The organism is Mycobacterium kiyosense (assembly GCA_021654635.1).
In the GTDB taxonomy this organism is placed as follows: domain Bacteria; phylum Actinomycetota; class Actinomycetes; order Mycobacteriales; family Mycobacteriaceae; genus Mycobacterium; species Mycobacterium kiyosense.
In genome coordinates, this window is the sequence record AP025179.1 from 5610626 (window position 1) to 5624983 (window position 14358).

At 67.8% G+C, this 14358-nt stretch carries 14 protein-coding genes and 1 pseudogene; 6 read left to right on the forward strand and 9 right to left on the reverse strand.

What is annotated here, in order from left to right; translation table 11 throughout:
• Nucleotide 1 precedes the first annotated feature (1 nt).
• Genes L6444_RS26345 through L6444_RS26355 form a run of 3 tightly spaced genes read right to left on the reverse strand, consistent with a single transcriptional unit; the run spans nucleotide 2 to nucleotide 3387 of the window.
• Nucleotides 2–1096, reverse strand: coding sequence for an acyl-CoA dehydrogenase family protein (locus L6444_RS26345; RefSeq protein ID WP_236978147.1), 1095 nt, complete (start codon nucleotides 1094–1096; stop codon nucleotides 2–4).
• Nucleotides 1083–1988, reverse strand: coding sequence for an acyl-CoA dehydrogenase family protein (locus tag L6444_RS26350; RefSeq protein WP_236978148.1), 906 nt, complete (start codon nucleotides 1986–1988; stop codon nucleotides 1083–1085). Before L6444_RS26350 ends, L6444_RS26345 begins: the two co-directional genes overlap by 14 nt.
• Nucleotides 1966–3387, reverse strand: a complete 1422-nt coding sequence (locus tag L6444_RS26355) for a class I adenylate-forming enzyme family protein (RefSeq protein ID WP_236978149.1) — start codon at nucleotides 3385–3387, stop codon at nucleotides 1966–1968. Before L6444_RS26355 ends, L6444_RS26350 begins: the two co-directional genes overlap by 23 nt.
• Before the next feature lie 118 nt (nucleotides 3388–3505).
• Here L6444_RS26355 and L6444_RS26360 point away from each other — a divergent pair, with 118 nt between their 5' ends.
• From L6444_RS26360 to L6444_RS26370, 3 genes are read left to right on the forward strand one after another with little or no spacing between them, the layout of a single operon-like run.
• Nucleotides 3506–3787: a 2Fe-2S iron-sulfur cluster-binding protein gene (locus tag L6444_RS26360; RefSeq protein ID WP_236978150.1), complete on the forward strand. Its 282-nt coding sequence runs from the start codon at nucleotides 3506–3508 to the stop codon at nucleotides 3785–3787.
• Between the two features lie 13 nt (nucleotides 3788–3800).
• Nucleotides 3801–4109, forward strand: coding sequence for a DUF4286 family protein (locus tag L6444_RS26365; protein WP_236978151.1), 309 nt, complete (start codon nucleotides 3801–3803; stop codon nucleotides 4107–4109).
• A 39-nt stretch (nucleotides 4110–4148) separates the two neighbouring features.
• On the forward strand, nucleotides 4149–5411 hold the full coding sequence (locus L6444_RS26370) for an amidohydrolase family protein (RefSeq protein WP_236978152.1): 1263 nt from the start codon (nucleotides 4149–4151) through the stop codon (nucleotides 5409–5411).
• Here the strand turns inward: L6444_RS26370 and L6444_RS26375 are convergent.
• From L6444_RS26375 to L6444_RS26390, 4 genes are read right to left on the reverse strand one after another with little or no spacing between them, the layout of a single operon-like run.
• Nucleotides 5408–6442 (reverse strand): CaiB/BaiF CoA transferase family protein, encoded by a 1035-nt coding sequence (locus tag L6444_RS26375; protein WP_255731035.1) that lies wholly within the window; start codon nucleotides 6440–6442, stop codon nucleotides 5408–5410. The two genes, L6444_RS26370 and L6444_RS26375, sit on opposite strands and share 4 nt — an antisense overlap.
• A complete protein-coding gene (locus L6444_RS26380) occupies nucleotides 6439–7395 on the reverse strand; it encodes an LLM class F420-dependent oxidoreductase (protein ID WP_236978153.1) in 957 nt (318 codons plus the stop codon). Before L6444_RS26380 ends, L6444_RS26375 begins: the two co-directional genes overlap by 4 nt.
• Nucleotides 7380–7805: a cobalamin B12-binding domain-containing protein gene (locus tag L6444_RS26385; RefSeq protein WP_236978155.1), complete on the reverse strand. Its 426-nt coding sequence runs from the start codon at nucleotides 7803–7805 to the stop codon at nucleotides 7380–7382. The genes L6444_RS26380 and L6444_RS26385 overlap by 16 nt, the downstream gene beginning before the upstream one ends.
• Nucleotides 7805–9382, reverse strand: a complete 1578-nt coding sequence (locus tag L6444_RS26390) for a methylmalonyl-CoA mutase family protein (protein ID WP_236978156.1) — start codon at nucleotides 9380–9382, stop codon at nucleotides 7805–7807. The genes L6444_RS26385 and L6444_RS26390 overlap by 1 nt, the downstream gene beginning before the upstream one ends.
• 207 nt (nucleotides 9383–9589) lie before the next feature.
• Here L6444_RS26390 and L6444_RS26395 point away from each other — a divergent pair, with 207 nt between their 5' ends.
• Entirely contained in the window at nucleotides 9590–10063 is a 474-nt protein-coding gene (locus L6444_RS26395; protein WP_236978157.1) for a hypothetical protein, read from the forward strand.
• A 251-nt stretch (nucleotides 10064–10314) separates the two neighbouring features.
• A complete protein-coding gene (locus L6444_RS26400) occupies nucleotides 10315–11040 on the forward strand; it encodes a cutinase family protein (protein ID WP_370653037.1) in 726 nt (241 codons plus the stop codon).
• Nucleotides 11041–11055: 15 nt separating this feature from the next.
• Here the strand turns inward: L6444_RS26400 and L6444_RS26405 are convergent, their stop codons facing one another.
• Nucleotides 11056–11868, reverse strand: coding sequence for a class I SAM-dependent methyltransferase (locus L6444_RS26405; protein ID WP_236978158.1), 813 nt, complete (start codon nucleotides 11866–11868; stop codon nucleotides 11056–11058).
• A gap of 58 nt (nucleotides 11869–11926) precedes the next feature.
• A pseudogene (locus tag L6444_RS26410) lies at nucleotides 11927–12531 on the reverse strand (M15 family metallopeptidase).
• Nucleotides 12532–12932: 401 nt separating this feature from the next.
• Here L6444_RS26410 and L6444_RS26415 point away from each other — a divergent pair.
• Nucleotides 12933–14339: a PP2C family protein-serine/threonine phosphatase gene (locus L6444_RS26415; protein ID WP_236978159.1), complete on the forward strand. Its 1407-nt coding sequence runs from the start codon at nucleotides 12933–12935 to the stop codon at nucleotides 14337–14339.
• The last annotated feature ends 19 nt before the right edge of the window (nucleotides 14340–14358 follow it).

The window sequence follows — 14358 nt, forward strand, 5'->3', positions numbered from 1 at the left end:
TTCAGACTCCCAATCCCAGGATTCGTGAGGCGATGATGTTCTTCTGTATCTGTGACGTGCCGCCCATGACGCTTTGCGCGCGGCTGTAGAGGTAGGCGCTGAGCAGGTCCGGGTCGCGGGTGCCGCCGACGGCCAGCGCGGCGTGCCCGACGGACTGTTCCACCCAGGTCATCAACAACTTGTCCAGCGAACCTTCCGGGCCGTGCGACACACCGTCGAGTTGTTCGGACAGCCGCCGGCGCACGTGGTGGGTCAGCATCTGCGCCTGCACCGCCGCCCACGCCACATCGTCGTCCACTTCCCCTTGGCTACGGTCCACCAGCTGCGCCACCAGTTTGTTGTATCGCGCGGCGTAGCCCAGCGTGGACGGTTCACGCTCGTGCCCGACGACGGTCATCGCGACCGCCCAGCCGTCGCCGGGGGCGCCCACCATCCGATCCGCGGGCACCCGGGCGCCGTCGAAACTCACCTGCCCGAATTCGTTGGTGACGCCGTTGATCATCTGCAACGGCCGTTGTTGCACCCCATCCTGTTTCATCGAGATGACGAACGCGGAGATGCCGCGGTGCCGCTTGGCGACCGGGTCGGTGCGCGCCAGCAGCAGGCACCAGTCGGCGACGTCGGAGTAGCTGGTCCAGATCTTGTGGCCGTGGATCACGTACTCGTCGCCGTCCGGCCTGAGGGTGGCGGTGGTGGTCAGCGACGCCAGGTCCGATCCCGCGCCCGGCTCGCTGAAGCCCTGACACCAGCGTTCGGTGCCGTTGATGATGCCCGGCAGGAACCGTTGCCGCAGTTCGTCGCTGCCGTGCCGGCCGATGCCGATCACCAGGTAGCCGACGCTGGGCCGCGGCGGGGCACCGGCGCGCGCGATCTCCTCGTCGACGATGACGTCGTAGACCGGCGGCAGCTCCCAACCGCCGTACTCCCGCGGCCACGACAAACCGAAGAACCCCTCCTGGTAGAGGGCCCGATGCCAGTCCGCCTGGCGCGCCCAGTACTCGTCACCGGAGCCGCCGAACTCCTTGGCGTGCAAGGCAAGCCACGACCGCAGCCGTTCCCGGAACTCCGCCTCCTGCGGTGAGTCACGAAAGTCCACGGCCGACCTCCCTCAAAGTGACCGGCCACAGCTCGGTCGACGTCAGGGCCCGGCGCAGGTACACGTGCACCAGGCATTCCCAGGTGTTGCCGATCCCGCCGTGCACTTGGATGGCGGTCTCGCACACGGTTCTGGCGGCGCGGGCACAGTAGACCTTGGCCACCCGCGCGGCCTGGACGGCCTCGGTTGGTTCCAGTTCGTCGACGGCCCACGCGGCGTGGCGCAGCACGCTCACCGAACCCTCGATGAGCGCCAGGGATTCGGCCAGCAGGTGGGCGATCGCCTGATACGACCCGATCGGTTTGCCGTACTGCTCGCGGATCTTCGCGTAGTCGCAGGCGACGGCGTGTGCTCCGCGCGCGGCACCGACCAGGTCGGCGGCCGTGGCGACCAGCGCCAGCGCTCGCCACCGCTCGGCGGCTTCGGCGGACACCTCGCCCAGCGGCGTCGGCGACCCGGTGAGCCCGACGCAGGACCGGGTCAGGTCGGCGCCGTCGGCGTCCGCACCGAGGTCGCAGGCCAGGACCGTGGTGCCCGAAAGCGTAACGGCGCGTTGGTAACCGCGGGCGTCGATGGCGCGATCGTCGACGGCCACGGTGGCCTGGCCGGCGCCCGAGTCGAGATGGCGGGTCAGGTCGTCGGCCAGCACCGGGCCCAGGAACGGGGCGTCGACGAGCCGGCGTCCGAATTCCTCTGCGACGATGGCAACTTCGACGCCCGAGGCGTCATCCGAGCGCAGCGACCGCCATCCGGTCAACTCGATCTGCTTGTCCAGCCGGGCGATTCGGCTCTGGTCGGCCAGGTCTCCCACCGCGCCCGGCCCGAGGTCGTCGGCCAGCTTCGCGGCGGCGTCGCGCAATTGCTGCTGTTCAGCCGTCAGACGTACATCCATAGCTCTCCTTGAGCACTCTGCGTAACACCTTGCCCGAGGGCAGGCGGGGAATATCGGGCACGAACACCACCCGGCTCAGCCTTTTGTAGGACGCCAGCTTCGCGTCCACCCGCGCACTGAGTTCCGCGGCGAGTTCGGTGTCGTCGAACGCGGCTTGCGTGCCCTGCCTGGCGATGGCGGCCACCACCGCCTCGCCGTTGACACCGTCGGGAACGCCGAAAACAGCGCAGTCCCGCACCGCCGGATGGCCGTGCAGCACCGTCTCGATCTCGGCGGGCGCGACCTGGAAGCCGCGCACCTTGACCATCTCCTTGAGGCGGTCGGTGATGCGCAACCAACCGTCGCCGTCGAGGTGGCCGACGTCCCCGGTTCGGTACCAACCGTCGTGCAACACCTCGGCGGTCGCCTCGACCGGCAGGTAGCCGGCCATCAGGGAGTCCGACCGCGCCTGGATCTCGCCGACCTCGCCGGGCCCGACCGGCTCACCCGTCTGCAGCGACACCACCCGCACCTGCACCCCGGACACCGCGCGGCCGACCGAGTCCAGCCGGGGCGCCTCGATCGGGTTGCACGCGATCACCGGCAACTCGGTGGTGCCGTACGCCGGAACCCACCGAACGCCGGTGCGCCGGGTGACCGTCTCGGCGACGGTGGCGGTCACCGGCGTCGCACCCCACATGAAATACCGCAACGACGAGAGGTCGTAGGACTCCAGGCCGGGGTGCGAGGCGATGGCCAGCGCGATCGGCGCCACGGCCATTTCGACTGTGATGCGGTCTGTTTCGATGTGCCGCAGCATCCGGTCGACATCGAAGCGGCGGTGCAACCGCACCCAGATGCCGGTGCGCAACGCGGTCAGGATGTTCAGCAGACCGAGGATGTGCGACGGCGGGGTGGCGACCTGGATGCGGTCTCGGTAGCTCAACCCGAGCGCGTCGCGCCAGTGCCGCACGGCCGCATCCAGCGACGCGTGCGTGTGCCGCACGGCCTTCGGCAAGCCGGTGGTGCCGGAGCTGAACACCAGCACCGCGTCGCCGCCGGGCGGCACGGCGCCGGCGGTGTCACCGGGGTCGATCGGTTCGTCCAGGTGCAGCATCGGCATCAGTCCGGCCAGGACCGGGTGGTCCCCCACGGCGTCGGTGGGTCCGGTGAGCGCGACGGCGTGCTCGACCTCAGTGCGCTTCCAGGCCGGGCTGACCAGTACCGCCGCCGCACCGAGGCGCCAGATCGCCAGCACGGCGGCGACGAACTCGGGCCGGTTGGACGACATGACCGCCACCCGGTGGCCTGGACCTACCCCCCGTTTGCGTAAAGCGGCGGCCAGCCCACCGGTCAGCGCGTCGAGTTCAGGCAGGCTGAATTGCTGCTCCTCGAACACGAGCGCGGCCGGCTCGGTCACGTCCCGCCCTCCTAGCTGCCTGAGAGAAGATACTATCGCTAGGTGAGAATAGTATTCTCTATACTGAAGAACGCAAAGTACGCAGCAATGGTGGCGACCCGGTGGTAGATAGGCGGTCATGACGGAGCTGGGCACGGTAACGATTCATCTCGACCGTAAGAAAGTCACGGTGCCGCTGGTTCCCGGCGAAACACTGCTGGAGAGCGCGCGCCGCGCCGGGCTGGAACCACCGTTCAACTGCGAGGCCGGCAACTGCGGCACCTGCATGGCCAGGCTGACCGAAGGCACCGCGACGATGCGGACCAACGACGCCCTCGACGACGACGAGGTCGAGGACGGTTACATTCTGACCTGCCAGGCCGTACCGGACGCGGCACCGATCACCGTGCTGTACGAGTAACCAGGAGGCGACGATGGCAAAAGGCATCATCTACGTCGAGACGTACCCCAGTTCGCCGGACCGCGAGCAGGAATACAACACCTGGTACGACGAGGTCCACCTGGGCGAACTCGTCGCACTCGACGGCATCGTCTCGGCACGCCGGTTGCGGCCGGTCAACGGCGAAGGTCCTTACATCGCCCTCTACGAGATCGAGGGCGACGACCTCGAGGCCGTGCTGCGCGGTATGAGCGGCGCAAAGCTGACCATGTCCAGTGCGCTGCAACTCGATCCGCCGCCGATTCCGCGGCTGCTGGAGACCATCACGGAGCACCACGGCTGACCGGGTCAGCTCGGGCCGCTGCGCGGAAAGGACTGCTCGATGAAGGATGACGACCTGATTCTGGTGAGCATCGACGACCACGTGGTCGAACCGCCGGACATGTTCCGGCGGCACGTGCCCGCCAAATATCGAGACGAAGCCCCGATCGTCGTCACCGACGACAAGGGTGTGGACCAGTGGATGTACCAGGGCAGGCCGCAAGGGGTGAGCGGACTGAACGCGGTGGTGTCCTGGCCGGCCGAGGAATGGGGCCGCGACCCAGCCGGTTTCGCCGAGATGCGCCCCGGTGTCTACGACGTCCACGAACGCGTCCGGGACATGAACCGCAACGGAATCCTCGCGTCGATGTGCTTCCCGACCTTCACCGGATTCTCGGCCCGGCACCTCAACATGACGCGCGAGGACGTCACCCTGGTGATGGTGTCGGCCTACAACGACTGGCACATCGACGAGTGGGCCGGGTCCTATCCCGACCGGTTCATCCCGATCGCGATCCTGCCCACCTGGACGCCCGAGGGGATGTGCGCCGAGATCCGCCGGGTGGCCGCCAAGGGCTGCCGAGCGGTCACCATGCCGGAATTGCCGCATCTGGAAGGACTTCCGAGCTATCACGACGAGGACTACTGGGGACCCGTGTTCCGCACCCTGTCCGAGCAGAACGTGGTGATGTGCCTGCACATCGGCACCGGGTTCGGCGCGATCAGCATGGCGCCCAACGCGCCGATCGACAACCTGATCATCCTGGCCACCCAGGTCTCGGCGATGTGCGCCCAGGACCTGTTGTGGGGCCCCGCCATGCGCAACTATCCGGACCTGAAATTCGCCTTCTCCGAAGGCGGTATCGGCTGGATCCCGTTCTACCTGGACCGCAGCGACCGCCATTACACCAACCAGAAATGGTTGCGCCGCGACTTCGGGGACAAGCTGCCCAGCGACGTCTTCCGGGAGCACTCGCTGGCCTGCTACGTCACCGACAAGACGTCGCTGAAGCTGCGCCACGAGATCGGCATCGACATCATCGCCTGGGAGTGCGACTATCCCCACTCGGACTGCTTCTGGCCGGACGCCCCGGAGCAGGTGCTGGCCGAGCTGAACGCGGCCGGTGCCGACGACGCCGACATCAACAAGATCACCTGGGCCAACGCCTGCCGGTTCTTCGGCTGGGACCCGTTCGCCCGAACCCCGCGCGAGCAGGCGACGGTTCAGGCGCTGCGCGCCAAGGCAACCGACGTGGACGTGTCGATCCGGTCGCGGGCCGAGTGGGCACGGCGCTACCGGGAAAAGCAGCTCGAGACGCTTTAGCTTTGCGGCAACTCCGGCGGCGGCCGGTACTCGGGTTCGTACCCTGAGACGTGAATGGGGCTGCCGACCAACCGGAATTCGCCCGCTCGCACCACCACTTCCGGAGTGGCTTCCAGCGCCTCGGGCAGGGTCCGCACGGCGGCCGCCGGAACACCGAGCGGACGCAGTCGTCGTTCCCACCCGACGGCACTGTCGGTGGCCAGCATCGCGGTGACGACGGCGAGTACTTCGTCGCGGCGGGCGACCCGCTCGGCCATCGTCTCGAAACCTCCGATGCCGGCTTCGGCGGCGAAGGATTTCCAGAATCCGTCGTGCGTGATGAACAGCGCCAGATAGCCATCGGAGGTCGGAAATAGTTGCGCGGGAACGTAATACGAGTGAGCACCGTACGGGCGGCGCTGCGGTTCGATGCCGCTGTTGAGATAGGCCGAGGCATGGTAGTTCAGCTGCGACAGCATCACGTCGCGCAGCGACACATCGACCTGGCCGCCGGTGCCGGAGATGATCTTGGCCAACAGCCCCAGTGCCGCGGTCATTCCGGTGGAGTTGTCGGCCGATGAATAACCGGGCAGGGTGGGCGGACCGTCCGGGTCACCCGTCAAGGCGGCGGTGCCGACGCCGGCCTGCACCACGTAGTCGAACGCCGGGTCGTCGCCACCGTACAGACCGAAGCCGGTGATCGCCACGCAGACGATCTGCTCGTTGTGCCGCTTCAACTCGTCGTAGGTCAACCTCAGCCGGCGGATGGCCGACGGCTTCAAATTGACCAGCAGCGCGTGCGAGTCGGCCACCAGTTCGCCCAATCGCCGTTGTCCCGCATCGGAATTCAAGTCCAGTACGATACTGGACTTGTTGCGGTTGAGGCTGGCGAAGTAGGTGGCGCCAACGCTGCGGGATATCTCACCGCCGGGCGGCTCGATCTTGGTGACCTCGGCACCGAGGTCGGCCAGCAGCATAGTCGCGTACGGGCCCGCCAGCATGGTGCCGACCTCGAGGATGCGTATCCCCGACAGCGGCCCGGCTCCGGTCACCGCAGCTCCCTGGCGAGTTCGGCGATCATCTCCCGGGTCCGGCGCTTGGACGCGACGAGTTCGTCGCGGTTCTCGCCGATCGGCAACAACCGCACCGACAGATCTGTCACACCGGCGTCGGCGAAACGTCGCATCCGCGCCAGGATCTGTTCCGGGTCACCGGCCGCGCACAGGTCGCCGACGTCGCGGGCGTCGCCACGCTCGAGCAACCGCTGATAGTTGGGCGACACCTCGGCCTCGCCCAGGATACGGTTGGCCCGCTCTTTGGCCTCGTCGACTTGCGAAGGCGCACAGAGGCATACCGGGATACCCGCGACGATGCGCGGCGCCGGGCGGCCGGCGTCCGCGGCGGCCTTGGTGATCTTCGGCGCGATGTGCTCGCCGATGGCGCGTTCGTCGGCCATCCACAACACGGTGCCGTCGGCCAGTTCGCCGGCCAGCTGCAGCATCACCGGACCCAATGCGGCGACCAGCACCGGCATCGGCGTGTCGGCTCCGATCGCCAGCGGGTTGTGCACGGTGAACGAATCATTCTCGACGTCAACGGGTCCCGGCCCGGCGATAGCGGCATTGAGCACCTGCAGATAGTCGCGGGTGTACGCGGCCGGCTTCTGGTACGGCAGGCCGAGCATGTCCCGGATGATCCAGTGGTGCGACGGCCCGACACCGAGCGCCAACCGGCCGTCGGCCACCGCGTGCGTCGAAAGTGCCTGGCGGGCAAGGGCAATCGGGTGTTGGACCTGCAGTGGAACCACTGCGGTGCCCAGCTCGATGCGCGAGCTGTGCGCGGCCATCAAAGTCACCATGGTCAGGCAGTCGAAGTCGTTGGGCACCTGCGGCATCCACGCCGTGTCCAGGCCCGCCGATTCGGCCCACTCGATATCGGAGACCAGCTTGGCCACCTTGCGGGCCATGTCGCCGCGCTCGGCGCCGATCATCACTCCGATACGCACGGTTCCTCCTGTGCCGGTTCGGCCGTGCCGGTCAGTTGGCGGATCTCGCGCACCAGTGCATCCAGCGGCGTGCCGGTCGGAAACACCGCTGCCGCACCGGCTTCCAGCAGCTTGGGGACGTCGGCGTGCGGAATGGTGCCACCCACCACCACGGCGATGTCGCCGGCGTCGGCGGCGCGCAGCGCCTCGATGGTGCGCGCGGTCAGGGTCAGGTGGGCACCGGACAGGATGCTCAGGCCGACCACGGCCACGTCCTCCTGGACCGCGATCGACGCGATGTCCTCGATGCGCTGCCGGATGCCGGTGTAGATGACCTCGAAGCCGGCGTCGCGCAGGGTGCGGGCGACGATCTTGGCGCCGCGGTCATGTCCGTCCAGACCGGGCTTGGCCACCAGGATGCGGGCGGTCATCAGAACACCACCGGCTGCTGGAATTCGCCCCAGACCGCCTTGAGCGTGGAGACCATTTCGCCCACCGTGCAGTACGCGTTGGCGCAGTCGATCAACTTGTGCATCAGGTTGTCGTCTCCCTCGGCGCTGCGGGCCAGCGCGGCCAGGCTGGATTGCACTGCGCCGCTGTCCCTTTCGGCCTTCACCTTGGCCAGGCGCTTGAGCTGCAGATCGCGGCCCTCGGCGTCGAGTTCGTAGGTGGCGATGTCGGGTTCGGGTTCCTCGGAGACGAACCGGTTGACCCCGACCACCGGCTTGGCGCCGCTCTCGATGTCCTGGTGCATGCGGTAGGCCTCGTCGGCGATCAGGCCCTGCAGATAGCCGTCTTCGATCGCGCTGACCATGCCGCCGTGAGCCTCGAGGTCGGCCATGATCTCGATGATGCGGGCCTCGGTGGCGTCGGTGAGCGCCTCGACGAAGTACGAGCCGCCCAGCGGGTCGGCGACCTGGGTCACCCCGGTCTCATACGCCAGCACCTGCTGGGTGCGCAGCGCCAGGGTGGTGGACTCCTCGGAGGGCAGCGCGAACGGCTCGTCCCAAGCGGCGGTGAACATCGATTGCACGCCGCCCAGCACCGCCGCCATCGCCTCGTAGGCCACCCGCACCACGTTGTTCTGCGCCTGCGGTCCGTACAGCGACGCCCCGCCACACACGCAGCCGAACCGGAACATCGACGCCTTGTCCTTGCTGGACCCGTAGCGTTCCCGCACGATCGTGGCCCAACGCCGCCGTCCCGCACGGTATTTGGCGATCTCCTCGAAGAAGTCGCCGTGGGTGTAGAAGAAGAACGAGATCTGCGGTGCGAACTCGTCGATGCTCATCCGGCCGCGTTCCACCACGGTGTCGCAGTAGGTGACACCGTCGGCCAGCGTGAAGGCCATCTCCTGCACCGCGGTGGCCCCGGCGTCGCGGAAATGCGCGCCGGCCACCGAGATGGCGTTGAACCGGGGCACCTCGGCGGCGCAGAACTCGATGGTGTCGGCGATCAGCCGCAGCGACGGTTCCGGCGGCCAGATCCAGGTGCCGCGGGAGGCGTATTCCTTGAGGATGTCGTTCTGGATGGTCCCGGTGAGCTTGGCGCGCGGTATCCCCTTCTTCTCGGCAGCGGCGACGTAGAACGCCAGCAGGATCGCCGCGGTGCCGTTGATCGTCATGCTGGTGCTCAGCTTGTCCAACGGGATGCCGTCGAACAGGATCTCGAAGTCGGCCAGGGTGTCCACCGCGACACCCACCCGGCCGACCTCCTCGCCGAAGTCCGGATCGTCGGAGTCGTAACCGCATTGGGTGGGCAAGTCGAGCGCGACCGACAGGCCGGTACCGCCCTGGTCGAGCAGATAGCGATAGCGCCGGTTGGACTCCTCGGCGGTGCCGAAGCCGGAGTACTGCCGGAAGGTCCACAGCTTGCCCCGGTATCCGGACGCGAAATTGCCCCGGGTGAAGGGGAACTCGCCGGGCGGCGGCGGCTCGGTGTGTCGGTCCCCCGGGCCGTACACCGGCGCGAGCGGTATGCCCGATGGGGTCTGGGCTGCGTTATTCATCGGTGAATAACGTACTTGCAAAAAAAGAGAATGCCAATACCAGTAGGTTGACCTGGCGAAATGCCCCGCCGCGACGGGTTTGGGAACCCTTTGCGGCGTTGATTCTGCGCTGGGGGCGCGGTGGTCTCGTACTTTTGCGCCCTGGACGCAGGATCGACGCGTGGCGCCGGTTTCGACCCGGCGCCGGTTTTGACACAATTGCCCCTCGTGGCTGACGAGTCCGATCGCGTGCGCAACGGGAGCCTGCCAATCGTCGGGAACCTGTTGCGCCGGCAGCGACGGGAAGCCGAACGGGCCCTGCACGGGCTCGTCGACACCGTCGTGCGGGACGGCAAGAGCCTGGAGAGACTCGTGCGGCGGATCAACATGGACGCGATCATCGCCCGGTTGGACATCAACGGCATTGTCGCGCGCATCGACCTCGACGCATTCCTTGCCCGGCTGGACATCAACACCATCGTGCAGCGGCTCGACGTCGACGCCATGCTGGCCCGCCTCGACATGCAGGCCATCGTGGATCGGCTCGACGTCGACGCGATGCTGGCCCGCCTGGATATGGACGCCATCGTCGCCCGAGTCGACCTGGACGCCCTCTTGGCGCGACTGGACCCTGCCGCGCTGGACGCCCTGGCCGCCAGAGTCGACCTGGCAAAGCGGGAAAATCGCCCACAAGACTTGTGAACATGGCCACACCTACTCGTGCCGACGGGCGTCGAGGCCCAATCTGAACACCACCGGTCACCCGCCGAAATGACTGCGTGCGCCCCGTATTGCCGGCCTGCTCGGCCGGGGTCGTCGGCGCTGCACCGGCCCGACCCGTGTTTTAAGCTCACCGAGTTGCCTTGCACAGCGTGGGCCCGGAACAAATCGCGGCGCCACGAGTTCGTACTCGGCGAATTCCCTGCATACCCTCTCAAACGAAAAGAGTTAGCGTGCGCCGCACCGGTTCTCCCGCCCCGTCGGTTCAGCGGACGGCTCGTTGGCTGGCGGCGGCTTCCGTTTCCGTCGCGGCCCTGCTGACGCCGGTGCCGGGCGACGTCGCGCGGGCCAACGCCGATCCCGGGTGCCCGGATGTCAAAGTGGTATTCGCGCGCGGGACGTTCGAGGCGCCCGGCATCGGGGCCACCGGACAGGCGTTCGTCGATGCCCTCAGCGCCCGACTGGGAGGCAAGAACGTCGCAGTCGAACCCGTCGACTATCCGGCATCGCTGGACTTCGGCAGGGCGGTCGACGGAGTCGCCGATGCCAGCACCAAGGTTGAGGCCACGGCGGCGAATTGCCCGAGGACCAAGATTGTGCTGGGTGGCTATTCCCAAGGTGCGGCCGTCGCCGCCTACACGACGGCCGACTCCGTTCCGGACGGTATTTCGCTGCCCGACGGGATAACCGGGCCGATGCCGCCCGCGGTCGCCTCCAACGTGGCCGCGGTGGTGCTGTTCGCGGCTCCCTCAGACGCGTTCCTGCACTTCGTCGATCACAGCGCACCGCCGATCAACATCGGTCCGCTCTACGCCGCCAAGACCCTGCAACTGTGCGCCGACGGAGATCCGGTGTGCTCCCCGGGCGGCCGGGACCGCGCCGCGCACAGCACTTACCGCGACAACGGCATGGCCAACCAAGCCGCCGAGTTCACCCGCAACGCCATCGTTTCCGCCTGACGTAATCACGTATCGTCATGCGCGGCAGAGGATTTCGCCGTGCGGGATGGCCAGCCAACCGTCCGGGTCGGCGGCCCACGCTCGCCATGCCGCCGAGATCTCCTCGAGCTCGGCGCCGGTGGCCAGGCCGGAATCCGCCAGTTGGCCTCCCAGATCCGAATGCAGGATCCGGTCGGCCCACATGCCGCCCCACCACTGTCGGGTGTCCTCGGTTGCGTAACACCACATGCTGGCACCGGCGGTGATGTCGGTGAAGCCGGCTCGACGGGCCCACGACAGCAGGTGCCGCCCGGCATCCGGTTCGCCGCCGTTGTGCCGCCCGGCTTGTTCGTAAAGGTCGCGCCAGCGATCCAGTGGCGCAAGCCGCGGATACCAGATGAACCCGGCATAGTCGGCGTCCCTGGCGGCGACGATTCCGCCCGGTGCGCACACCCGCTTCATCTCGCGCAGCGCCTGCACCGGGTCGGCCACATGCTGCAGCACCTGATGGGCGTGCACGACGTCGAAGGCGCCGTCGGGCAGGTCGAGCGCATGCACGTCCGAGGTCAGGAACGTGACGTTGGTCAGACCTCGCGACCGCACCTCGGCGTGGGCAAGACTGAGCGCATCGTCGGTCTGCTCGACGGCCGTCACCAGGCCGGGCGCGATGCGGGCGGCGAAGTCCGCGGTGATGGTGCCGGGGCCGCAACCGATGTCGAGCAGGGAGATGCCAGGCCGCAGCTGCGGCAACAGGTACCCCGCGGAGTCCTCGGCGGTGCGCCGCCGGTGGCTGCGCAACACGGACTCATGATGACCGTGGGTGTAGGTGGCCCGAGGTTGCTCCGTCATGCGCCCAGGCTAACGCTTATCTCACATTTTGGGTTATTCGTCTCGAATCATGAGACGCTTAGTCGACCGGGACGTTCAGGATGGGGCGCTGCACCCCGGCGCCGCGACCGTCGAAGTGCCACCACTCCCCCCGCGTACACCGACAGCCCGCCGTACTGCATCGCCTCACGCAGCCGAGCCCGATTCGCGTAGGCGGCGGCACTGACATCCTGGGTGGCGAAAGCCTTTGCACGGTCGGTGAAGTCGTCGAAATCCGTGCCCATATCGGCCAGGCAGAAATACCCCGCCCGGCGTTCGGTAGGACACGGTTGCTGCGAGCTGGTGAAGGTCACATCCACCGAACGCCCGGCCTCGTGGCTGGTCGCGTACGGGCCCGGGGCGCGCCACCCAGGCCGGATTCGGCACCACCTGATACATCTTCACCTGGACCTCGTGCGGCCGATAGCAGTCCCAGAAGACCAGGAACTGCCCTTGCGGTCGCAGCGCCGCGGCGGCGGACTCCAGTCCGTGCGCCATCGACTGGTGCACCAAACAACGCGCGTCGGCGGGGTAGAGCTGAGTGTGGGTGAAATTGTCGGTTGTGGCGTAGCGCAGATCGATCACGGCATCGGGAACCACGCTGCGCACGTCGACGAAACCCGCCGCGGCGGCGTCGGCACTCACCGGGGGGGACGCTGGGACTGAGCGCCACCGTGGTACCCACCGGCCGGACCGACGGCCCGGCCACCTGCCAACGCGCACCGCACGCAGCGACCGCACCCACCATCCAGGCGATCAGCAAGACCGACAACGCACGACGCATGGACGTCATTGTCCCGTCGCGAGCGCCGCGGACGCGGAACGCCACGACCGGGCGTCAGCGAATCCGGTCCGGCGCCGGCTGCAGGACAGCCCCGGCGATCTGGGCGGCCGGCTCGACGCCGAGCAGGCCCGCAACCCTGCTGGGAGTTCGTTCCACGGCCTGACAAGCGGCGTTCGGACTATAGTCGGGCGCATCGGGCTGTTGGTTTTTTCTGTCAGATTCCGGCGCGGAGTGAGCCATCATTTCCAGAAATAGTTTTGCCGTGACCGCCGCCGAGACGGCCCGCGTGCAGGCATTCGAGCGGTACCGCTTGCACGAAACATCGCCCGACCCGGTGCTCGGGCGAATCGCCGCGCTGGCGGCGCGACTCTTCGGTGTGCCAATGGCGCTGGTGTCGGTCGTCGGTGGAGACCGCAGCTGTTTTCTGGCCACCCACGGATTGGCAGGCGCCCCACCGGCCGCCGGCGCCGAAGGCTTGGCAGCAAGCATTGGCGTGGCCGGTCAGGCGGCCTCGGTCGAGGACGCCCTCACCGATCCGCGTACCGCCGGCAATGTGTTCGTCCAAGAACGCCGGATCCGCTTCTATGCGCAGGCACCGATCACGACCGCCGACAACCATCGACTCGGCGCCGTGGCGGTGTTCGACACCGAGGCCGGTGCCGCCAGCGAAGAACAACTGGGTCTGCTCGGCGATCTCGCCGCCCTGGTGATGGCTCAGCTGGATAGCCGGCTGTCGTCGCTGGACGACCTGCGCACCGAGCGGCGGCAACGGGACGCGGCCGAATTCGCGCGCGACGACGCCCGGCACGACCGCGACGCAGCACAGCTGGACCGCGACGATGCCCGTCGCGCACGCGACGATGCCCAGCTGGACCGCGACGACGCGATCCGCACTCGGGACATCGCACAGCACACCCGCGACGTCGCGGAGCACGAACGGGATCTGATCACGCAGTATGCGAACGTCCTGCAACGGACCCTGCTGCCACCTTCACTGCCGGAGATCGACGGGCTCGAGCTGGCCGCGCACTACTATCCGGCATCGCCACGGCAGGTCGGCGGCGACTTCTACGACGTCTTCGCCCTCGGTGACAACCGGTGGGCGTTCTTCATCGGCGACGTCGAGGGCCATGGCGCGGAAGCCGCCGTGGCGACGTCGCTGATCCGCTACACGCTGCGCGCCACTGCGCTGCACTTCGCCGATCCCACCGACGTGCTGGCCGAACTCAACACGGCGTTGCTCCGCGAGCTGGACCCGCGGCGATTCTGCACGGCACTGTTCGGGAACTTAGAACCCGACCCCGACGGCCAGGGTTTCGACGTCACCATCGCCACCGGCGGTCATCCTCCGGCGCTGCTGCTCAACCCCGGCAACGGCAGCGCGACACAAGTCCGCTCCGCCGAAGGAATGCTGGTCGGGATGACACCCAAAGCCACCTTCAACTCGTGCCGGGTTCGGCTGCGAGCGGGCCAGACGTTGCTGTTCTACACCGACGGCATCATCGAATCCCGCCAAGCCAGTCCACCGTTCGACGAGGCCAGTCTGGCCGAGTTCGCCGTCGAACACGCCGGCCTGGGCGCCGCCAGCCTGATCGACCGGTTCGTCACCCTGGTTCCCAAGTTGCATCCCGACGACGACATAGCCCTGCTGGCGATCGGTGCCCACTAAAACCTGTTGTCGGCGTTAG